16 protein-coding genes are annotated in these 21,831 nt (G+C 71.0%); 15 read left to right on the top strand and 1 reads right to left on the bottom strand.

Features of this window, described 5'->3' with window-relative positions; all coding sequences use genetic code 11:
- Positions 1–26: 26 nt before the first annotated feature.
- The 9 genes from KYK13_RS20380 (at position 27) to KYK13_RS20420 (ending at position 10,334) form a co-directional block, all read left to right on the top strand.
- Positions 27–1,265, top strand: coding sequence for a sodium:proton exchanger (locus KYK13_RS20380; RefSeq protein WP_223631737.1), 1,239 nt, complete (start codon positions 27–29; stop codon positions 1,263–1,265).
- Positions 1,262–2,560 (top strand): cation:proton antiporter, encoded by a 1,299-nt coding sequence (locus tag KYK13_RS20385; RefSeq protein WP_223631745.1) that lies wholly within the window; start codon positions 1,262–1,264, stop codon positions 2,558–2,560. Before KYK13_RS20380 ends, KYK13_RS20385 begins: the two co-directional genes overlap by 4 nt.
- A 52-nt stretch (positions 2,561–2,612) precedes the next feature.
- Positions 2,613–3,233 (top strand): L-threonylcarbamoyladenylate synthase, encoded by a 621-nt coding sequence (locus KYK13_RS20390; RefSeq protein ID WP_223631747.1) that lies wholly within the window; start codon positions 2,613–2,615, stop codon positions 3,231–3,233.
- A gap of 23 nt (positions 3,234–3,256) precedes the next feature.
- A complete protein-coding gene (locus KYK13_RS20395) occupies positions 3,257–4,243 on the top strand; it encodes a hypothetical protein (RefSeq protein ID WP_223631749.1) in 987 nt (328 codons plus the stop codon).
- Between the two features lie 102 nt (positions 4,244–4,345).
- Positions 4,346–5,281 carry a site-specific tyrosine recombinase XerD gene (gene xerD / locus KYK13_RS20400; RefSeq protein WP_223631751.1) on the top strand — a complete coding sequence of 312 codons (936 nt, stop codon included), beginning with the start codon at positions 4,346–4,348 and terminating at the stop codon, positions 5,279–5,281.
- 211 nt (positions 5,282–5,492) lie between these two features.
- The gene (locus KYK13_RS20405; RefSeq protein WP_223631753.1) at positions 5,493–7,025 is read left to right on the top strand and encodes a hypothetical protein; all 1,533 of its coding nucleotides are present in this window, start codon (positions 5,493–5,495) and stop codon (positions 7,023–7,025) included.
- A 23-nt stretch (positions 7,026–7,048) separates the two neighbouring features.
- Complete coding sequence (locus KYK13_RS20410) at positions 7,049–8,974, top strand: NAD(P)/FAD-dependent oxidoreductase (RefSeq protein ID WP_223631755.1); 1,926 nt, start codon at positions 7,049–7,051, stop codon at positions 8,972–8,974.
- Positions 8,975–9,026: 52 nt separating this feature from the next.
- Entirely contained in the window at positions 9,027–9,770 is a 744-nt protein-coding gene (locus KYK13_RS20415; RefSeq protein ID WP_223631756.1) for a glutathione S-transferase family protein, read from the top strand.
- Between the two features lie 117 nt (positions 9,771–9,887).
- Entirely contained in the window at positions 9,888–10,334 is a 447-nt protein-coding gene (locus KYK13_RS20420) for a PAS domain-containing protein (protein WP_223631758.1), read from the top strand.
- A 113-nt stretch (positions 10,335–10,447) separates the two neighbouring features.
- Here KYK13_RS20420 and KYK13_RS20425 read toward each other — a convergent pair whose 3' ends face one another.
- A complete protein-coding gene (locus KYK13_RS20425; protein WP_223631760.1) occupies positions 10,448–11,635 on the bottom strand; it encodes a DUF4388 domain-containing protein in 1,188 nt (395 codons plus the stop codon).
- A 245-nt stretch (positions 11,636–11,880) separates the two neighbouring features.
- On the opposite strand from KYK13_RS20425, the gene trpS reads away from it, so the two are divergent.
- The 6 genes from trpS (at position 11,881) to KYK13_RS20455 (ending at position 21,774) form a co-directional block, all read left to right on the top strand.
- Positions 11,881–12,894 (top strand): tryptophan--tRNA ligase, encoded by a 1,014-nt coding sequence (gene trpS / locus KYK13_RS20430; RefSeq protein ID WP_223631761.1) that lies wholly within the window; start codon positions 11,881–11,883, stop codon positions 12,892–12,894.
- Between the two features lie 202 nt (positions 12,895–13,096).
- Positions 13,097–13,909, top strand: a complete 813-nt coding sequence (locus KYK13_RS20435) for a ScpA family protein (RefSeq protein WP_370645434.1) — start codon at positions 13,097–13,099, stop codon at positions 13,907–13,909.
- Positions 13,896–14,891, top strand: a complete 996-nt coding sequence (gene scpB / locus KYK13_RS20440) for an SMC-Scp complex subunit ScpB (RefSeq protein WP_223631765.1) — start codon at positions 13,896–13,898, stop codon at positions 14,889–14,891. Before KYK13_RS20435 ends, scpB begins: the two co-directional genes overlap by 14 nt.
- 27 nt (positions 14,892–14,918) lie before the next feature.
- The gene (locus tag KYK13_RS20445) at positions 14,919–17,558 is read left to right on the top strand and encodes a pseudouridine synthase (RefSeq protein WP_223631767.1); all 2,640 of its coding nucleotides are present in this window, start codon (positions 14,919–14,921) and stop codon (positions 17,556–17,558) included.
- Between the two features lie 100 nt (positions 17,559–17,658).
- On the top strand, positions 17,659–19,773 hold the full coding sequence (locus KYK13_RS20450; protein ID WP_223631769.1) for a HEAT repeat domain-containing protein: 2,115 nt from the start codon (positions 17,659–17,661) through the stop codon (positions 19,771–19,773).
- Complete coding sequence (locus KYK13_RS20455) at positions 19,774–21,774, top strand: cyclic nucleotide-binding domain-containing protein (RefSeq protein WP_223631771.1); 2,001 nt, start codon at positions 19,774–19,776, stop codon at positions 21,772–21,774.
- Positions 21,775–21,831: the final 57 nt, after the last annotated feature.

A 21,831-nucleotide genomic window follows, 5' to 3' on the forward strand; every position in this document is an offset into this window, starting at 1 on the left:
GGGGCGCACGGGTGTAAGCACGCTGCGTGCAAGCGCTGCTCGTCTTCCTCATCATCGCGGCGTTGTCGCTGCTCGCGTCCAGCCGGTCGCTCCTGGCTCCGGGCCGCTTCCCGGCGCTGGCGCAGCTGGCGGCCAGCGGCCTGCTGTTCCTCATCTTCGGGGCCCTGCTGGGGCCGTCCCTCCTGGGCGTGCTCACCGCGCGCAACCTGGACTCGCTGAGCCCGCTGGTGGCGCTGGGGCTGGGCACGGGCGGCGTGCTCCTGGGGCTCAACCTGGAGCCGCGCCTGCTGAGGCTGTTGCCCCGGCCCGTCTACGCGGCGGCGGTCGCGCACGCGGGCACGGCGTTCCTCTTCGTCGCGCTGCCCCTGTCCGTCCCGCTGCTTTTGTCCCTGGGGTTGAGGCCCCTGGTGGCGGTGGGCGCGGCGGCGCTGCTGGGCGCGGCGGCGAGCCTGTCCTCCGGCCACTTCGCGGTGCTGGGCTACCGCAACGGGCGGCTGGAGCGCGCGCGCGGCCTGGGCGTGGCGCTGCTCACGATGATGGACGACGCGGTGGGCCTGGGCGTGCTCGCGCTGGGGCTCGTGCTGGGCGTCACCGGCAACGCGGTGGAGGGGCTGGGCCTGTTGGGGCTCACGCTGCTCCTGGGCGTGGCGTGCGGCGCGCTGCTGGCGTTCCTCACGTCCTCGCTGAAGGACCTGGCGGAGCAGACCACGGTGACGCTGGGCATGGTGGCGCTGGTGGGCGGCGCGGCGGCGTACCTGCGGCTGTCGTCGCTGCTGGCCGGCGTGGCCTGCGGCGCGACGCTGGCGCTGATGGGCGGTCGCACCGCGGAGCGGGTGGCGCGGGCGCTCTCGCGCGTGGAGCGCCCCACGTACCTGGTGCTGGTGTTCCTGGTGGGCAGCCACATCCAGGCGCGCGACCTGTCGGCGTGGGCGCTGTTGCCCGCGTTCGTGGGGCTGCGCTTCCTGGGCAAGGTGCTGGGAGGGCGCTTCGCGCAGCGGCTCACGGCGGGCGTGTTGGATCTGCCGCCGCGCTTCGGCTACGCGCTCATCTCCCAGGGGGGCCTCGCGCTGTGCCTGGTGGCGGAGTACATGATGCTGGTGCCGGGCTCGCTGTCGCAGCGGGTGCTGGACGTGGTGGCGGTGGGCGCGGTCGTCAACGAGATGCTCGCGCACGGGGCCTTCCGGCAGGTGCTGTCCGCGGAGCCCCGGCCGTCCCCGTCCAGGACGGACGCGCCTCCCGAAGGTGACGCGGGGGTGGCGGCATGAAGGGCACCGTCTTCCGGTTGCTGCTGCTCATGGCGCTGCTCGCGGCCATCACCCAGGCCCAGGCGGTGCGCGTGGACGCGGGCACGCCCGTGCTGCTGGCGGCGGGCGCGCTGCTGCTCTGCGGCCTGTTCGCGGGCAAGGTGGCCAAGGGCCTGGGCCTGCCGCGCCTCACCGGCTATCTCCTCGTCGGCGTGGCGGTGGGGCCGTACGCGCTGGGCTTCATCCCCAACGCGGGCGTGAAGGGGCTGGAGCTGGTGAAGGGGCTGGCGGTGAGCCTCATCGCGCTCGTCGCGGGCACGGAGCTGCACCTGGGGCTCATCCGCCGCGTGGGCGCGCGCGTGGCGCTGCTGTGCGCGGCGGTGTGCGGGGTGACGTTCGCGGTGTGCTTCGGGGCGACGTTCGCGCTCAAGCCCGTGCTGCCGTTCCTGTCCCCCATGACGGTGCCGCAGGCGCTGGCGGTGAGCGCGCTGTTGTCCACGGTGGTGGTGTCATTCTCTCCGACGGTGACCATCGCCATCGTGCAGGAGACGTCCGCGCGCGGCCCCTTCACGGAGTTCCTGATGGCGCTGGTCATCATCGGGGACCTGTTCGTGATGGTGGCCTTCGGCCTGGCGGCGGGCATCACCCGCGCGACGTTCGGCAACGGGTTGGATCTGCCCGCGCTGGTGGGCGGGGTGGGGTGGGAGCTGTTCGGCTCCGTGGGCGTGGGGGGGCTGCTGGCGCTGGTGATGCTGCTGTACATGCGCAGCGTCAACCGCGAGCTGCCGCTGTTCCTCGTCGGATTGTCGTTCGCGGCGGCCGAGGGCGGCGCGCGCCTGCACCTGTCTCCGCTCCTGGTGTCGCTGGCGGCCGGGGCGCTGATCGCGAACCTGGACGAGCGCGAGGGCCGCCGCATCCACCAGGCCATCAACCAGGCGGGCCTGCCGGTGTTCGCGCTCTTCTTCGCCGCGGCGGGGGCGGGGCTGCGGTTGGACACGCTGGTGACGGTGGGGCCGGCGGCGCTCCTGCTCGTGGCGCTGCGCGGCCTGGCCATCTGGGGCGCGTGCCGCAGGTTCGCGCCCACGGAGGACCCGCGCCTCAAGCGCTACCTGTGGATGGGGCTCATCTCCCAGGCGGGGGTGACGTTCGGCCTGGCGGCGCTCGTGTCGCGCACCTTCCCGTCCTTCGGGCCGCAAGTGGAGGTGCTCATCGTCGCGATGATCACCGCGCACGAGCTGGTGGGCCCGGTCCTCACCCGCCGCGCCCTGATAGGCAGTGGCGAAATCCGTGCGGAGGAGGCGGGCGGCGGCGCATAGTGGGAGCACACCCCCTCACCTTCGGGGGTGGCCTCTCCCAGGAGCCTCCGTCATGCCCGCCGCCGTCGCTCCCATTCTCGAGGTGGACGTTGAGCATCCCTCTCCGCGCCATGTCGCACGCGCGGTGGAGGTGCTGGAGAAGGGCGGCCTCATCGCCTACCCCACGGACACCTACTACGGGCTCGGCTGTGACTTGAATTCAAAGAAAGCGATCGAGCGGCTGTACCAGCTCAAGGGCCGCGACAAGAAGAAGCCGCTGTCGCTCCTGTGCCCGGACCTATCGGACGTGGCCCGCTACGCGCACGTGAGCAACTTCGCCTACCGGGTCATGAAGGGGCTCACGCCGGGGGCCTTCACCTTCATCCTGGAGGCCACGCGCCTGGTGCCGGAGGTGATGATGACGAAGCAGAAGCAGGTGGGCCTGCGGGTGCCGGACGCGGGCCTGCCCCGCGAGCTGGCGAAGGCGCTCGGCCGCCCGCTCATCACCACCTCCGCCACCCATACCGACGGTACGGTTCTCTCCGACGCTCGGGATATCAAGACAGCGCTGGGACACGGACTCGATCTCATTCTTGACGGTGGCGTGACCCTGAACGAGCCGTCCACGGTGGTTTCACTGATAGGCGATACGCTTGAAATCCTGAGGCAGGGCAAGGGTAGTCTGGAGGCCTGAAATCCTTTCCAGAGGGGGAAGCCTTGGCCGAGGGGGACCTTCCAGCAACGCCAGTCATCGACTTACCGGAGCGGGTCCCGGGCGCGCTCGCGCTGCTCGGGCTCCTGGTGTTCCGGCCCATTGATCTTCATTACCGGCTGCGCGAAGCGGGCATCCGTTCGCCCGCGGGCCGCATCGGGCAGCTGTGGCGCGAGCAGGCCGAAGGGGGCCGCGCCGCGGGGGCCTTCGTCGCGCGCATGCTGCTCTTGCTGGTGGTCCTGTCGCCGGTGCTCACGGTGCTCGCGGGGGCGGGCTTGAGGCTGATGGGCGTGCCGATGCGGGGCGTGTACCTGGTCTCCGCGGCGCTGTGCAGCGCGGTGGGGCTGGTGGTGGCGCTGGTGTCGGGGCTCGCGTCCGGGGTGTTGCTGGGCTCGCTGGCGAGCGTCTCCATGCTGGCGGGGCTGCACGCGACGGCGGGCGGCGCCTTCGGTCCGGAGCACGGGGGTGGGGCGGCGATGACGGTGGGCCTGTGCCTGGGCATCGTGTCCGGCCTGTCCGCGGGGAGCATCGGGGGCCTGAGCAGCGGGCGCGGCCCGTCCGTGCGCAACGTGCAGGTGGCGGCCATCGCCACGAGCCTGGTGCCCATGCTGGTGTGGAGCAGCGCCTCCACGGTGTCCTTCGCGGGCGCGGTGGCGGCGAGCGCGCTGGTGGCCTTCCTGACGTGCGCGTTCCGGCTCCCGTTCTACGCGCTGGAGGTGCTGGCGCAGGCGGTGGCGTACGCGGTGGAGCGCTTCACGGGGAAGCCCACGCTGCGGTGGGTGCCCGTGCGGCATCACAACCTGAGCTACCTGCCGCATCCGTTCCTGGGCCGTCACCTGGCGCTGGCGGTGCGCTCGCGGCCCGCGGAGGTGCTGGCGGTGGCGGACGCGTGCCTGCGCTCGCCGGGCAACATCCTGGTGGGCTGGCCGTGGGTGGTGGAGGCGCTGGAGCGCGCGCACGCGCAGGAGGCCTCGGCGGAGCCCCAGGCCTGAGGTGCCAGGGGGGGCCGCGTCCCCGGGTGAGGGCAACGCCGTGACGGGTGGGCCCGTCGGGGAGTTGCCCCTGGGAGCGCGTCCGGTAGCCTCCGGGGGACCATGGAAGGACTGCTCGATGCGTTCATCGCCTTCATCCGCGCGGAGCGGGGCCTGTCCGGCAAGACGGTGGACGCCTACGCGGCGGACCTCACCGTCTACTTCGAGGACCTGCGCTCGCGCGGCAAGGACGACGTGGCGCGCGTCACCCGGGAGGACGTGCTCGCGCACCTGATGACGCTGGGCAAGCGGGGCCTGGGCCGCCGCAGCCAGGCGCGCCACCTGGCCGCGCTCCGCGTCTTCCACCGCTTCCTCGTCGCGGAGCGGCTGGCCGACAAGGACCCCACCGAGGACGTGGACACGCCGAAGTCGCCCCGCAAGCTGCCCGTGTTCCTCACGCTGGAGGAGGTGGAGCAGCTGCTCGCCGCTCCCGACGAGCGCACCGTCACCGGCCTGCGCGACAAGGCCATGATTGAAGTGCTCTACGCCACCGGCCTGCGCGTGACGGAGCTGTGCACGCTGGAGATCAACAACGTGCAGCTCACGTCCGGCTACCTCGTCACCCGGGGCAAGGGCTCCAAGGAGCGCATCGTCCCGCTGGGGCGCGTGGCCATTGAAAAGGTCCAGGAGTACCTGGCCCGGTCGCGGCCGGAGCTGTTGGGCAGGCGCGAGGCGAAGGAACTCTTCGTCACGCCGCGCGGCGGGGGCTTCACGCGGCAGGGCTTCTGGAAGCTGCTCAAGCGCTACGCGCTGAAGGCCGGCATCGTGAAGCCGCTGTCGCCGCACAAGCTGCGCCACTCGTTCGCCACGCACCTGGTGGAGCGCGGCGCGGACCTGCGCGCGGTGCAGCAGATGCTGGGCCACGCGGACCTGGCGACGACGCAGATCTACACGCACGTCAACAGCGCGCGGCTGCGCAAGGTGTACGACGAATTCCACCCGCGCAGCGACGCCTTCAAGCCCAGGCCCACCGCGCGCAAGCGTCCGGCCGCGTCATGACCGCGGGGGAGCGCGGGGCCTGCGTCGCGCGGGAACGCGGACGCTTGCGCCGGTGACGCGCGCGGGCGCTCCCGTGGCGGCCCCCCGGAGGGAAGACGGCTTGGCCGGAAAGTGGTCCACAACATGCAGTCCGGAGCGGACCGGGGGACTCCACCCCCTCTGAGTTCCACCCCATGACGGGCGCGGTGTGGCCCGCAAGGACTGCTTGTCCATGAAGCGTTCTCGCCAATCCCTGCTGCTGTCAGGTGCGCTGGGCCTCACCGGCTGCCTGGCGTTGTCGCTGTCCGCCTGCAAGATGCCGGAGGCCGACGCGGCCGAAGCGAAGCCGGCCAAGAAGGCGCCCGCCCCCAACGTGGTGCCGGCCTCCGCCACCGCCCCGGACCCGGCCAACAGGGCCCGCACGCCGTTCGCCGCGGCGCGTGAGGCCTTGGCGCTCAGTTCCGTGAACGCGGATCCCTTCGCGGACAACAACGGCAAGCTTCCGCCGGCCTCGACGTGCCAGGGCCCCCTGTTCAGATTGAGCCACGACTATCCGCAGACGCCCGTGGCGCCGCCCGCCAATCCGCCGTGGATCGCCGCGCTCAAGGGGCAGCCCATCTCCAAGGCCAACGCGCTCGCGTACGTCAACGCGCTGAAGGCCTACATCGCCCCGTCCATGCAGACGCTGCTCTATGACTACGCGCGGTGGGATGCGGCGAGCGCGGGCTGGTACAACGAGCCGTGGCTCGCCTCCATCCGCGAGAGCATCCACGGCACCTATGTGGGCTCCGAGTTCCCCGCGAGCACCTTCGCCGCGTCCGGCCTCAAGGTCGACATGACGACGTACGTGCTGACCTACTACGACAAGGTCGCGGCGTACGCGCTGGGGCAGGTCTGGGGGACGACGGCCATGAACCCCACGCTCACCAACACGTCCGCGCAGTTCCCGGAAGGCTCCATCGTCATCAAGGTGGCGTTGACGAGCGCGCTGGCCAAGGACTGGCCGGTGATGGAAGGCGCGACGCTGTGGCCCATCTACGTGCCGCCGCCCAACGGCCCCGCGCACGCGCCGCCGCAGGTGATGAACGCGTCGGTGATGCAGTTCGACATCATCGTCAAGGACACCAAGACGGCGCCCAAGACGGGCTGGGTGTTCTCCACGCTCGTCTACGACAAGCGCGTGCCCGGCAGTCCGTGGGACAAGATGATCCCCCTGGGCGCGATGTGGGGGGATGATCCGAACGTCAACTCCACGCAGAACCCGGGCATGCCCCTGCAGGAGACGGTCATCAACCCCGCGGCGCCCGCGTACTCCACCGCGACGCTGGGGTGGGGTGGCCGGCTGTCCGGCCCGAACGACGGCGCGGTCGTGGCGCCGGCGTCCGTCAACGGGCAGATCCTCCCCGCCGTGCAGGCCTCGTCGTGCATGAGCTGCCACAGCGTGGCCGAGTGGCCCATGAAGACGTTCCTCCTGCCCACCACCACGATGCCGCCCACGGTCGTGGGGCCGAACAAGGACGCCCTCGTCCTCGAGCCGCCCGGCTCGCCGGCCTGGATGAAGTGGTTCCAGGACAACCCGGGCAACGTGCCGCTGGATCCCGGGACGGTGCCCATGGACTTCGACATGGTGTTCGCCTTCAAGTCGCTGCCCGCGTGGCAGGCCGCGACGCAGGGCAACAGCGGCATGAAGGACTTCGAGGCCGCCGACCTCCTCCGCGGCACGCCGCCCGTCAACCCGCGCGACCTCAAGTACAACGGCCAGTAGGCCCGTGACGTCCCGAGGACCCCATGCCCATCTTCGACAAGGCCATCATCGGCGCCGGTGGCGGTGCCATGTATTACCTCGATGCGCGCATGGGGTCCGACCTCACGTCGGGCATCCGGGAGCAGCTCACGAAGCAGTTCGAGAAGATAGCGAGCCTGGAGGCTCGCAAGAAGGCGCTGGAGCACCTGCTCTTCGTCGGCGACCGGGACACCGACAGGGCGAAGGCCCCGGAGGACGGGTCGCTCCTGGACCTCACGTCCAAGCGCGCCGTGTTCAAGAACACGGTGCTCATCGGCATGGTCAACCCGTGGCACATCAACAAGGGCGACCGGTACACGTCGCGCGGGGGCAACTACGTCGTCAATCACTCACGCCAGGTGATCAGCACCCGGCCGCTCTCCTCGTTCCGAAACGATCAGTCCCGGGCCACGGTGAAGGCCGAGTGGCAGAAGGTCTTCCAGACGAGCGAGGACGTGGAAGGCCAGGAGACGCTGTTCGCGCAGTCCCAGGGCTACACGACCCGCGAGAGCTTCAAGGACGAGTGGCTGGACATCATTGGCCGCGCGGAGAACCTGGGGCTGACCCGCCTCTGGGGAAACGTGACGAAGATCGAGTGGAAGGGGCAGGGGAACGAGGACGAAAAGCACTTCGAGATCACCTTCACCCCGGAGGTCTCCGAGACTACGCCCTCGCCCATCAAGGCCCGCGAGCTGCTGCTGATGACGGGCAACGGGAGCTACCTCAAGCCGACGGAGGCCAACGGCATCAAGGCCCCCGAGGACTGGGAGGACGACGATCGGATCATGGACATGGATCAGCTCATGCGCTTCCTCGCGACGACCGGAGAGAAGCGCAAGCGGATCTGCATCCAGGGTGGAAACGCGGCCATCGACGCGGTCGAGCAGGCCATCCGGTACGGCCACGAGGTGCACTGGCTGGTGCGGTCCGGGGTGAACATCCTCGCCAACTCCCTGCTGGTGCACGCCCCCGGGCTCTCCGCCGAAAGCGCCAACGGGTCGTACCTGCGCGAGGGGGTGACGTCGAAGTTCAAGAAGGGCGTGAGCCTGGCGGAGATCGAAAGCAAGAGCGCCACGAAGCTCCACGTGAAGGCCTACTCACTGGCGGATGAGAAGACCGGCAAGGGAGAGAGCGAGGTCGTCACGAAGAAGAAGACGCTCGTCGCCGACATCGACGACGTGGACTACTACGTCTACTGCATCGGCCAGGAGGTGAACGACAGCCCCTCGGGGGTGGCGAAGCTGCTGGTCAGCAGCAACCTCCTGACGCAGCTGGGCCGCGGCATCGACGAGGCCCAGCTGGAGCTCATCTACGACGAGGGCTGGCTCTTCCGGAGCCTGACGCACCGGAAGGACGCCGTGAAGGAGGCCGCCATCGGGCTGCGCAAGACGTTCTCGCAGAAATGCCGCATCGACGTGCTGGGGGCGGCTTCCTTCATGCTGGTCTCCCCCCAGGGAAAGCTCGGGAGCAAGCTGAAGCCGCTGACGAACTATCAGATCCAATCCGTCGCGGACGTGCGCCAGCTCGCGGCGCTCAAGGACGTGATGCGGGCGTACTGCAACACCCTGAGCGGCGCCTCGCTGGACCCTGCGAACGTCAACTTCCTGGGCGGCACCAAGAACGAGATCGCTGCCTTCATCGCCATGCACTACGAGTTCATTCCGCCCGTCGTCGCGGACGAGCTCACCTCCTTCCTCATGCGCGTGCGGACGCGGGAGGAGTTCACCAACGGCTACAGCGGGAGCGAGGTGACGGGCATCCAGGCCGCCTTGAAGAAGATCGACAAGTACTTCAAGGAACATGAGGACGTCCGGACGTTCCTCGAGAAGAAGATGACGCAGGTGGTGATGGACTACCGGAAGCTCATGCTCGCGCCCTTCCAGGTGGAGATCTCTACGTTGGGGTGGGCGGACATTCTCCGGGAGGACTGAGCCTTCACTATCCTGACATACGGCTGTCACGACCTGGGCCCATTGTGGCTTCATGACTCCGAACGCTTCGCCTTCCCTGACCCTGCTGGAGCTGGCCGACCCGGGCCTGCCTGGCCTCGAGAGCTATTCTCCCTACTGCCTCAAGGTGCACCGGACCCTGAAGTACGCGGGGCTGCCGTACGCGCGCGTCTGCGCGGACAACCCGGCCTCACACCGCAAGCACAACCCCACCGGACAGGTGCCGGTGTTGCTGGTGGGGGAGGAGGCGGTGCCCGACTCCACGGCCATCCTCGCGCGCATCCAGCAGCTGGCGCCGGGCCGCATCGACGCGTCGCCGGAGGCGCTGCTCTGGGAGGAGCTGGCGGACACGGCCCTCAACGGCTTCCTCGTCGCGTCGCGCTGGGCGGATGACCGCAACTGGCCGCGGACGCGCGCCGCGTTCTTCCACTTCATGCCGGCGCCGGTGCGCGCGGTCGTGCCCACGCTCATCCGGCGCAAGCAGGTGGAGAGGCTGGTGGCGCGAGACGTCTGGCGCGCGGGGCCGGAGGCGTGCTGGCGCCGGTTCGGTGCGCTGTTGGATCAACTGGACGCCCGGGCGCCGGTGCACGGCTTCTGGTTGAACGGCGCGCTGAGCGTGGCGGACCTGGCCCTCTTCGGACAGCTGCACAGCCTGCGGACGCCGCTCACGCCCTGGCAGGGCGCGGAGGTGGAGCGGCGCGGGCGCTTGAGCGCGTGGCTCGGGCGGGTGGACGCGGCGACCCGCACCGCGAGCACGCCGCTGCGCGTCGCGAGCTGAGCCGTTCCGTCCGAAAGCGGAGGGTTGGGGGGACGGGAACACATGGCAGCCAACGCTCCACCGGTGGATACGGCCATCGCACGAACGTGCCGGTCGGGAGTTCTCTACCGTGTCCGCATGAAGCCGACCCCGAACACTCCCCCCACTGGCGAACCGTTCCCCCTTCAAGCGTCCTCGGAGGAGTCGCTCGATGCGCTCATCCAGCGCGTGGATGGCATGTCGGAGGTGGAGCTGGACCATCTGCCGTTGGGGATGATCCAGCTCGACGGGCAGGGGCGGATCCTCAAATTCAACAAGACCGAGGCCTCGCTGGCGCGCATCCAGGCGCGCGAGCAGATCGGCAAGAACTTCTTCTACGACGTGGCGCCGTGCACGCGCGTTCGGCAGTTCTATGGCCTGTTCCAGGAGGGCGTGCGGGCGAAGAAGCTCTACCAGACGTTCGGGTTCGTCTTCCGCTTCGCGCACGGCGCGCGCCACGTGGCCATCACGCTGTTCTACAGCGAGAAGACAAACTCGGTCTGGGTGCTGGTGTCCGACAAGAAGATGCCCGGCGAGCAGGGCTGATCCTCTCTCGGCGCACGAAGCCCGCCACGGGACTCTCGAAGACCTTGCTCACGACTTCGGATACCCATGGCCTGCGGTTTAGGAAACCGCAGGCCATGCGTTGAGGCCGTCGCTCAGCTCCCGGCGAGGTCCCCCAGGTTCAACCCATAGGGCTCGGTCGTCGTCCGCCTCGGCGAGGGCTCCGGCGTACCGGGCGCCACCGGGGCCACGCGGAGCAGCCCCGCGGCCCTCAGTCGCTCCACGGAACGTGACGCGGCCAGTTCTCCCATGGCCGCCGTGCGCAGCGCCTGGCGGATGCTCCGGCTGCCCCTCAGCTTTGAGTACAAGTACAGGTCATCCGCCGTCAGGTCCGGTGGGGTGGGGCGGGGGATGGGTTCGAACACCAGCCTTCCGTCCAACGCGAACAGCGCGTCACTCAGCGCCAGCGTCAGCCCCACCTCCGCCTCGCGGTAGAGCGCGTGCGCTTCCGGCACCGGCCCCCGCTCCAGCACCTGCGCCGCCAGCGCCACCGCCAGGTCGTACTTGCGCGACGACAGGAACGCGCGCACCAGCGCCAGCAGCTCCGTGAACTCCGTGGACTCGCCCACCGTGGGGCCCGTGGACCGGTGCGGCGCCAGCGCCCCACGCCGGTACAGGTGCAGCACCCAGCGCGCCGCGAACAGCGGGGCCTCCTTCGCGCTCGCCAGCAGCTCGCCCAGCGTCGCGCCGCTGGCCGCCAGGTCCAGGAGCACGTCCTCCTCCTCGGAGAAGGTCTCCACCGCGAACTCGCGGAACACGCGGAACGTCGTGTCCAGGCGCGGGAAGATCTCCCGGAACTGCGCCCACTCCTGCACCCGCGCCACTGCGTCCCGGTGCAGCGTGGCCAACGGCAGCCGCAGGCCCACCGCCCGCCCCGGCAACGGCAGCCCCGGCGTGAACTCCACCTCGCCGGACTCCCAGGCGTAGCAGTCGAACAGCGCCTCGCGTGCCTTGTGCTCCATCGCCTCCGTGAGCTGTGACAGCTCCACGAAGCAGCGCTGCACGAGGAACGTGCCGTAGGGCAGGTTCGCCCCCTCCGCCGCCTCGAACGCCGCCGCCGCCCGGGGCGCGTCCAGGATGCGCAGGTTCACCAGCACCTGCGCCAGGTGCTCCCGCGGATCCGTGGAGGCCACCCCCACCAGGTGCCCGTCCCGCAGGTGGAACTCCCGGCGGACCGCCCCTCGCTCCACCCGCAGCGTCCCCTCCACCCCCGGCGTCGTGAACAGGGGCGGCACCACCAACTGGAGCCGGTAGCTGGCCAGGTTTCCCGTGAACGCTTCCATCCGTGGGCGCCCTCCAAGGCGGGGTCAACGTGCTCTGCCGACCACCAGGGTAGCGGGAGACCGGAGGCCCCTCAACCCCTCGGAACTGCTGGGCTTTTCCTGCCGGACCGCAATGTTCCAGGAAGGCATGGCGCGCGGATGTCCGCCATTGAAACGGCGCACCGGTCCCAACGGAAGGTTGCAGCGTGACGGCGGGTATGCGAACGAACCGTGTCCTCCACCCGTCATTCGGAGCGCGAATCGCGATGCGGATTCTCTCAGGCGTCCAGTCGTCCGGAAGGCTGCACATCGGCAACTACTACGGGGCCCTGCGGCAGTTCGTGCAGCTCCAGGACCAGGGCGAGGCCTACTACTTCATCGCCAACTACCACGCGCTCACCACCGTCCGGGACCCCAAGCTCGCCCTGGACCTCACGCGCGACGCGGCGCTCACGTACCTGTCCCTGGGCCTGGACCCCAAGAAGGCCGTCCTCTTCCGCCAGAGCGACGTGAAGGAGGTGCTGGAGCTCAACTGGATCCTCGGCACCGTGGTGCCCCAGGCCCACCTGGAGCGCGCCCACAGCTACAAGGACAAGGTCGCCAAGGGCATCAGCCCGGACTTCGGCCTCTACGCGTACCCCGTCCTCATGGCGGCGGACATCCTGCTCTACAGCGCGGATCAGGTGCCGGTGGGCAAGGACCAGATCCAGCACATCGAGTTCGCGCGCGACTGGGCCGTGAAGTTCAACACCCAGTACGTCCCGGGCTACGACCCGGCGGATCCGGAAGGGAAGGAGCGGGGGCACACGCCCGGCATCCTCAAGCTGCCGTCCGCCTTCGTGCAGGAGAACGCCGCCACGGTGCCCGGCATCGACGGACAGAAGATGTCCAAGTCCTACGGCAACACCCTGGAGCTGTTCGGCGACGAGAAGGACATCAAGAAGCGCATCATGTCCATCAAGACGGACTCCACGCCGGTGGACGCCCCCAAGCCCACCACGGACGCGCCGCTCTATGACCTGCTCAAGCTGATGCTCCCGCCCGGCGAGTTCTCCGACGTGGACGCGTCCTGGAAGGCCGGCGGCAAGGGCTACGGCGACTTCAAGAAGAAGCTCCTGGAGGCCTTCCACGTCACCTTCGGCCCCGCCCGCCAGCGCCGCCAGGAGCTGCTCAACGACCCGGGAGAGCTGGAGCGCATCCTCGCGGACGGCGCCGAGCGCGCCCGGGCCGAAGCCACCCGCCTGATGGACCGGGTCCGCAAGGCCGTGGGAATCCCCTGAACACCCGTTCCTGTTCAAATGTTTGACCCCCCCGGGAGGCATTGCTAAGGAGGTCTGTCCCCCCGGCGCCCGCTAAAGGCCGGATTTTCGGGCCCTTTCGCATGACGAAGTTCCCATCCCCCCAGAAGGACGCCGGCCGGTGAGCGAAGGTCGCAAGCCCCCACCGCCCGACGACCTCCCGCCAGACCCCGACGGGGAGGGATTGCCGCGCACGCCCGGAGACGCGTTCCGGGTGGCGCTGCCCAACTTCGAGGGTCCTCTCGACCTGCTGCTCCACCTCATCAAGGAGCACCGGGTTGACATCTTCGACATCCCGCTGGCGCTGATCACCGCCAAGTACCTGGATTACCTGGAGCGGATGCGGGAGCTGAACCTGGACATCGCCGGGGAGTTCCTGGTGATGGCCTCCACGCTCGCCCACCTGAAGAGCCGCATGCTCCTGCCCCGGCAGGACGCGGCGCAGGTGCCGGAAGGCGCGGACGTGCTCGCGGCGGTGGAGGAGGCGCAGGACCCCCGCGCGGAGCTGGTGCGAAGGCTCCTGGAGTATCAGAAGTACAAGGAGGCCGCGGAGCACCTGGCCAAGCAGGACATCCTGGACCGGGACGTGTTCGCCCGGAAGGTGCCCGTGGAGGCGGTCCCCATCCCTGAAGACGAGGTGGGGCTGCAGGAAATCAGCGTCCTCAAGCTGGTCGAGGCGCTCGACCGCGTGCTCGAGCGGCTGACGCCCAAGAAGACGCACGAGGTGGTGCTGGAGCGCGTCAGCCTGTCGGAGGCCATCCTCCGGGTGGCCGAGCGGCTCAAGAAGGACGGACAGGTTGTCTTCGAGGCGCTGTTCACTGAGGCGGCCACGCGCCAGGAGGTGGTCATCACCTTCATCGCCATGCTGGAGATGGTGAAGCGCCGCCTCATCAAGGTCTTCCAGGAGGAGCCCCTGGGCCCCATCCAGGTGACGCCCAACGGGGACGCGCTGGAGAAGCTCGTCCCCACGGAGGTCGACGAGAGTGACTACCGGTAACGGTCCCGACGACGCTGACGAGACGCCCGCCCCCGGCACGCCCGGCGGCCCCGGACAGTTCTCCGAGGAGGAGATCGCCGCCGTCACCGGCCCCGGCCCGGACGATGCGGAGCTGGACGGGGTGGAGCCGGCCGCCATCGAGGAGGACTCGGACGACAGCGTCCCGGACCTGCAATCCTCCTTCGAGAAGCTGGTCTCCAAGAGCCGCAACCTCTCCCCGGACCGCATCCGCACGGTGCTGGAGAGCGTGCTCTTCGTCGCCGAGCGCCCCCTCAACGTCGACGAGCTCTACCAGGCCACCGGCATCCCCCGGGACGCCATCCTCCAGGCGCTGGATCAGCTCTCCGGCATCCACCGCGAGGGCATCAGCGGCGTCGTCCTCTACGAGGTGGCGGGCGGGTGGCAGTTCCGCACGGACCCCCACTCCGCGGAGTACGTCCGGCGCTACCTCCGGGTGAAGCCGCAGCGGCTCACCCGCGCGGCGGTGGAGACGCTGGCCATCATCGCGTACCGCCAGCCCGTCACCCGGCCGGAGCTGGAGGACATCCGCGGCGTGGACTGCGGCGCGGTGCTCAAGGCGCTGATGGACCGCAAGCTCGTCAAGATCCTGGGCAAGCGGGAAGAAGTCGGCCGCCCCATTCTTTATGGAACCACGCGCGAGTTCCTGGAGTTCTTCGCGCTGAAGGACCTCTCCGCGCTGCCCACGCTCCGGGAGTTCCATGAGTTGACCCAGGAGCACCGGGAAATCGTGGAGAAGGAGGCGGCGCCGCCGGCCCCTGTGGCGGCGGGGACGGTGGCGGCGCTGTCGGACCCGGGGTTCACGAAGCGGATGGAGAAGAACGAGGCGGCCAGTGAGGCCGCCTTGGAGGAGCTGGAGGAGGCCATGGCGGCCGCGGAGCGGAGCCAGAAGGTCAGTGCCGGCATCCTGGAAAGCCCCCCTTCGCCCGAGAAGGGTGATAGCGAGGGGCCCAAGCCCGAGTGATGGGCGGCAACTGGAAGAAGGCACGGAATGGCGGCGGAACGTTTGCAGAAGTACCTGGCTCGCGCGGGAGTGGCTTCGCGCCGGCACGCGGAAGAACTGATCACCTCCGGTCGCGTCGGAGTGAACAATGAGACGGTGACGGAGCTGGGCAGCCGGGTGGAGCCCGGGGTGGACCTGGTGACCGTGGATGGGAAGCTCGTCACGCCGCCGGAGGAATCGTCGTACTACCTGCTGTACAAGCCCGTGGGCGTCGTGACGACGCTGTCGGATCCGCAGGGCCGGCCCACGGTGGCCAGCTATGTGGAGGAGACGGGCCGCCGCCTGTTCCCCGTGGGCCGTCTGGACTACGACGCGGAGGGCGCGCTGCTCTTCACGGATGACGGCGCGCTGGCGCACAAGCTCACGCACCCGAGCTTCCAGGTGCCGCGCACGTACCTGGCGAAGGTGAAGGGCACGCCGGACCAGCCCACGCTGGAGAAGCTGCGCGGCGGCGTGCGGCTGGAAGACGGCATGGCCACGCCGGTGTCGGTGGACATCTTCGAGAAGGCCGAGCGCAACACCTGGCTGAAGATCGTCGTGGCGGAGGGCCGTCCGCACCTCATCAAGCGCCTGTGCGCGGCGGTGGGGCACCCGGTGGTGCGCCTGTTCCGTCCGAACTACGCGGGCGTGGGCGTGGAGGGGCTGCGCCCCGGCGAGCTGCGGCCGCTGAAGGTCTCGGAAGTGAATCAGCTCACGGAGGTGGCGGAGGGCCGTGCGCAGCCGTCCGCCGCGGACCTGAAGCTGCCGCCGCGCCGTCACGGGCGCTCGGCGCCGGGCTTCAGCGAGGCGGATGACGACGACATCGAGCTGTCGATGGACGACGACGCTCCGGTGGCGCCGCGCAAGACGGAGCGCGCGGCGAAGAAGGCCCCGACCGGGCCGAAGACCCGCGAAGCGCGTCCGGAGCGCAAGGAGTGGAAGGGCGTGCAGGACGGAGGCACGCGTCCGCCGAAGTTCGCGAAGCGCGGGGCGACGCTGGCCGCGGACGACGACGCGGACCTGGATGAGGACGTGCCGACGTTCGATGACGAAGGTGATGAGGTGACGGAGTCGGACGCCGCCGAGGGCGCCACGTACGGCAAGGCCGCGCGGGGCGCGGGCCGGTTCGGCAAGGCTGACGGTGAGCGCGCTCCTCGGGGCGCCGCTGCGATTGGCAGGCCGGCGCGTCCGGGGCGTTCCGAAGGGACCGCGGCGCGCGCGGGTGGCCGGTTCGGCGCCGAGGGCGGTGCGTCGCGCGGTGGCGGTCGCTTCGGCAAGCCGGCCCGTGCGGGCGCCGAGGGTGATGCTCCTCGCGGGGGTGGCCGGTTCGGCAAGCCGGCGGGCCGCTTCGGTGAAGAGGGCAGTGCTCCTCGTGGCGGTGGCCGGTTCGGCAAGCCCGCGGGCCGCTTCGGTGAAGAGGGCAGTGCTCCTCGTGGCGGTGGCCGGTTCGGCAAGCCTGCCGGCCGCTTCGGTGAAGAGGGCAGTGCTCCTCGTGGCGGTGGCCGGTTCGGCAAGCCTGCCGGCCGCTTCGGTGAAGAGGGCAGTGCTCCTCGTGGCGGTGGCCGGTTCGGCAAGCCTGCCGGCCGCTTCGGTGAAGAGGGCAGTGCTCCTCGTGGCGGTGGCCGGTTCGGCAAGCCTGCCGGCCGCTTCGGTGAAGAGGGCAGTGCTCCTCGTGGCGGTGGCCGGTTCGGCAAGCCTGCCGGCCGCTTCGGTGAAGAGGGCAGTGCCCCTCGTGGCGGTGGCCGGTTCGGCAAGCCCGCGGGTCGTGGCGGTGACGAAGGCGGCGCCGCGCGTAGTGGTGGTCGCTTCGGCAAGCCGACGAGCCGTTTCGGCGGTGAAGAGGGCGGTGCGCCTCGTGGCGGTGGTCGCTTTGGCAAGCCCGCCGGCCGCTTCGGCGACGAGGGTGGGGCTTCGCGTGGCGGTGGTCGCTTCGGCAAGCCGGCCCGGGCGGGCGCCGAGGGCGATGCCCCTCGCGGGGGTGGTCGCTTCGGCAAGCCCTCAAGCCGCTTCGGTGGTGACGAAGGTGGCGCACCTCGTGGTGCCGGCTTCGGCAAGCCTGCGCGCCGCTTCGGCAGTGACGAGGGCAGTGCTCCTCGCGGCGGCGGCCGGTTCGGCAAGCCCGCCGGTGCGGGTCGTTCCGCGGGCGGCGCGTCCCGTTTCGGCGGTGAAGAGGGCGGTGCGCCTCGTGGTGGTGGTCGCTTCGGCAAGCCTTCGAGCCGCTTCGGCGGTGGCGAGGGCGGCGCCTCTCGCGGGGGAGGCCGGTTCGGCAAGCCCGCGGGGCGTGGTGGTGACGAGGGCGGTGCCCCTCGCGGCCGCTTCGGCAAGCCCACTGGCGCCGGCGGTGACCGTCCGGAGCGCCGCGAATGGAAGCCGCGCGGCGAGTCCTCGGGCCGCCCCGAGCGCCGCGAGTGGAAGCCCCGCGGTGAGGACTCCGGCAGCCGGCCTCGCGGCGGTGGCGTGTCGTCCAGCGCCTCGGGCGAGCGCATCGTCCGCGCGGGCGTGAAGAAGGGCCCCCCGGGTGAGGGCGGCGGCTTCCAGGACTGGAAAGAGCGCAAGACGCGCGATTCCGAGCCGCGCTGGAACAGCAAGGCGCCTCGGGGAGGGGCAGGCCGCCCGGCTCCTCGTGGTGGCCCCCGCCGTTCGCGCTGAAGCAACACCCATCCTCCCGGGTCGTGCCGTCGGTGGGCGGCCCGGGAGGCCGTTGATATAACCGCCGCCTGCCTCCACCGTCCGCCGCTCCGGGAGAACGATGCGAATCCGCGTGCGCCCCCTCTTCCTCGCCCTGACCCTGCTCGTCGGGTGCAACGGCAACCGGGATCAGCTCCTCGCGGAGATCCAGGACCCCCGCCCCGAAATCCGCGCCACGGCCGTGAGGAAGCTGGCCGCGCAGAACAATCCGGACGACCTGGTCCTCTTCACCCGTGCCGCCAAGGACCTCTCCGCCATCGTCCGCGGCGAGGCCGCCAGCGCGCTCGGAGAGAGCCAGGACCCGCGCGTCGTGGATCTGCTCGGCGAGCTGCTGGAGGACTCCGACGAGACCGTCCAGGGGCAGGCCGCCCTGGCGCTCGCCAAGGTGAAGAACGACAAGGCCAAGGCATACCTCACGCTCCAGTACGGACGGCGGGGCCGCGCCACGCGCCAGGTCATCGTCCAGGCGCTCAAGAGCGCCAACGTCCCCGGCGCCATGGCCTCCGTCGTCGCGGCCGAGTCCAAGGGCCTCTGGGACCGCAACCTCCTGGCCCTCACCGAGGGCGCGCTCCCGGAGCGCGTGGGCGCCGCGGAGGAGCTGGGCAAGAGCGGCCGGGCGGAGGCCGTCAACCGGCTGCTGCCCATGGTGCGCGACAGCCAGGTCCTCCTCGCCGCCGCCGCCGTGCGCGGGCTGGGCGATGCAGGCGACACCCGCGCGGTGGCCCCCATCGCGCTGCTCCTGGACGAGAGCTTCCCGGAGCTGCGCGAGTCCGCCATCGGCGCGCTGATGAAGCTGAATGACCCGATGGCCGCGGCGAAGCTCCAGGCGGTGGCGGTGGAGAAGAGCTCGGTGAGCCCGCTGGCCACCGACGCCATCCTGACCTTCCCGCGCACGCCCGCGACAGACGCCGCGCTGTGCGCCATCGCGCTCGACGGCGCCCGGGACGAGGCCCTGGACGCCGGCCGCGCCATGCGTTCGCGAGGCGGCTGCCCGGCGGAGCCCATCGCGGACCGGCTGGCGCGTCCGGCCACCGCGGCCTCGGGGCTCCAGGCGGTGACGGGCCTGGGCCCGGCCGCGCAGTCCCTGCTGCCCAAGGTGACCCCGTGGCTCAACCAGCCGGACGTGGGCCTGCGCACGCTCGCGGTCGAGGCGGTGACGCACGTGGGCGACGCCTCCGTGGTGCCCGTCATCCAGAAGCTCTACGATCAGGAGGTCGCCGGACTCGCGGCGCTGCGCGCGGACTGGATCCCGCAGGCGCTGCCGCAGAAGTACAGCGCGGCCCTGGATCCGTCCGCGCCGCGGCCGGAAGTGAAGGGCAAGGACGACAACCGGTCCGCCAAGCACGCGCAGCTCTTCGAGCGGCTCCAGGCGCTCAACGCGGCCCGCGCCAAGGAGGCCGGGCGCGTGGTGGTGCCGCCGCGAGTCCCCTCGGAGCTGAGCGATGACGTGGAGCCCGCGAAGCTGCAGCCGCTGGCCACGCTGCTGACGGCGCTGGGCGCGCTCAAGGCGCCCGGGGCCCTGGAGATCCTCAAGGGCTACGCGGACGACGCGAGCCCGGCGCTGCGCGCGGCGGCGCTGGTGGGCCTCACGTCGCTCGGGCCCGAGGGCATCGAGGTGACGCGCACGGCGATGCTGGAGCCCGACCGCGAGCTGCAGAAGGCGCTGGCGCTGGCGCTGGCGGAGCAGGGCGAGGCGGGCCAGCTCGCGCTGGTGGCGTCACTGCCGAAGATGGGCGGCGAGAAGCTGGTGGTCCTGGATGCGCTGACGCGCGTGGGGGCGCCGCCGGCGTCCGCGTCTGAGGCGTTGCAGGTCGTGGTGAAGGAGGGTGGGGCGGAGGCGGCGCTCGCGGCGCAGCTGCTGGGGCGGATGGGCGCGAAGGACGCGGTGCCCACGCTGCTCAAGGCGCTGGATGACTCCAACAGCGTGGCCCGGCGCGACGTCCTGCTGGCGCTGGGAGCCATTGGCGACGCGAAGTCGGCGGAGGTGGTGGGGCGGGACCTGTACCACGACCTGCCGGAGATCCGGGCCGCGGCGGCCACGGCGCTGCGCAAGATGAACACGGGCGCGGTGGCCGAGGCGCTGGACGCGCTGAAGAGCGACTACTTCCGCGAGGTCCGCGTCGCGGCGGGCGCCACCGTGACGAAGGAAGGCACGGCGGCCGGCGGGGCGCAGTGAATGGAGGCGCGCGCGCTCAAGGAGAAGGCGACCGAGGCCTTCAGCAAGGGCCGCTTCGCCAAAGCCGCCGAGCTGTACGAGGACTACTGCCAGGCGGATCCGAAGGATCACCAGAGCCGGCTGCGCATGGGGGACGCGTGGGCCAAGGCCGGTCAGCGTGACCGGGCCGTCTCCGCGTACCAGTCCGCGGCGGAGGGCTTCGCGAAGGAGGGCTTCCTGCCGCGCGCCATCGCCGCGAGCAAGCTGATCCTCGAGCTGGATCCGTCCCATCAGGGCGTGCAGCAGATGCTCGCGGACCTGTACGCGAGAAGGGGCACGCCGGCCACGCCCAGGGTGAAGCCGAAGGACGCGGCGCCCCCGGCGACTCCCGCGAGCCTCGTCACGCAGCGCGAAGCGCCACCCGCCGCGCCCCCCAAGCCCCTGGAGGCGGGTGGGGCACCGGTGGACCTGTCGGCTTCGCTCCCGCCCGAGCTGGACCTGTCGAACGCGCCCGCGGCTGACGCGAATGCCAGTCCCGGATCCGCGCCGGACGACGGCGAGGTCGTCCTCTCCGTCGAAGTGGAGCTGGAGCCCACGCAACCCACGCCCGTGGCCGTCACGGCGTCCGGCGCCGCCACGGTCAGGCCGCCCACGGTGCCCGTGACGTCCGAATCCCCTGTTGCGCCCGAGGCGCCCGGATCCGCCGCGCCCCCCGTCACCCCGTCCTCCGCCGCGTCCGCGCCGCCGGGCCTGACCTCGCGCGCAGCCCCGCTGTCCCCATCCCCCATGCCTTCGCTTCCCCAGACCCGGACGCCCAGCGGACGCTGGCGGGCCCTCGCGCCGCCCATCACGGGCCCCGACACCCCAACGGTCGCGACGGAGCCGAAGGCCCCCACCCAGGCCGCGCCTCCAGGCCTGCGCCCGCGCCGCACCGAAGCGCCTTCCCAGCCCGCGGCCACGCCCGCCGCTGGCGCCTCCGTGGTGCCCACCACCGTGGGAGCCCCGGAGCCCTGGCGCGCGTCCCTGCGCGTCTCCAGCTTCACGGAGCTGGAGCTCGAAGCGGACTCGCTGCTGCACGCGGTGGAGCTCGCGGCCCAGCGCGGCCTGGCCGAACACGCGCCGGAAGAAGAGCCCGTCCACGAGCTGACCGGGGAGGCCGGGCCCGCCGCCAGCACGCTGGACGCGCTGCCCTCCATCCCGCTCTTCAGCGACCTGCCGCGCGACGCGTTCATCCAGCTCTTCGAACGCTGCCCGTTGCGCCGCTTCGGCCCCGGCGAGCGCATCCTCGCGCAGGGCACCCGGGGCGACGCCTTCTACGTCATCTGCGAAGGCCGGGTGCGCGTCTTCCGGGAAGAGAACGGCCACCGCCAGGACCTGGCCACGCTCGAGGACGGAGCCTTCTTCGGCGAGATGGCGCTGCTGTCCGGCGCCCCGCGCGCCGCCTCCGTGGAGTCCGCGGCCGACGACACGCAGGTGCTCGAGATCTCCGCCACCGTGCTCGCCGCGCTCTCGCGCAGCCACCCGTCCGTGGCCAGGGCTCTCAAGAAGTTCTGCCGCGAGCGCCTCCTCGCGAACGTGATGAACAGCTCCGAGCTGTTCCGCCCCTTCAACCGCAAGGACCGCCGCAACCTCGTGGAGCGCTTCCGGGCCCGCGACGTCGAGCGCGGCGCCCTCATCATCCGCGAAGGCGACGCCACCGACGGCCTCTACGTCGTCCTCTCCGGCGAGGTGGAGGTCCACAAGGGCGGCCAGCGGCTGTCGACCCTGAAGGAAGGGGAGCTCTTCGGGGAGATCTCCCTCCTGCGGAAGACCCCGGCGACCGCCACCGTGGAGGCCACGCGCCACACCACGTTGCTGCGCCTGCCGCGCGAGGACTTCGACTCGCTCATCTCCAGCCACCCGCAGGTCTTGATGCTCGTCGCGGACCTGAGCGATGAACGCCTCCGCCGCACGCAGGACGCGCTGGACGACCGGCCGGGGGCCGCCATGAACGACGAAGAGGAAGACCTCATCCTCGTCTGACGCCCTCGCGGGTCCCAGGCCCGTGTCCCATCCCGCGAGTCACGCGCCGCCCCCGGA

This window comes from Corallococcus sp. EGB (assembly GCF_019968905.1).
Taxonomy (GTDB): Bacteria; Myxococcota; Myxococcia; order Myxococcales; family Myxococcaceae; genus Corallococcus.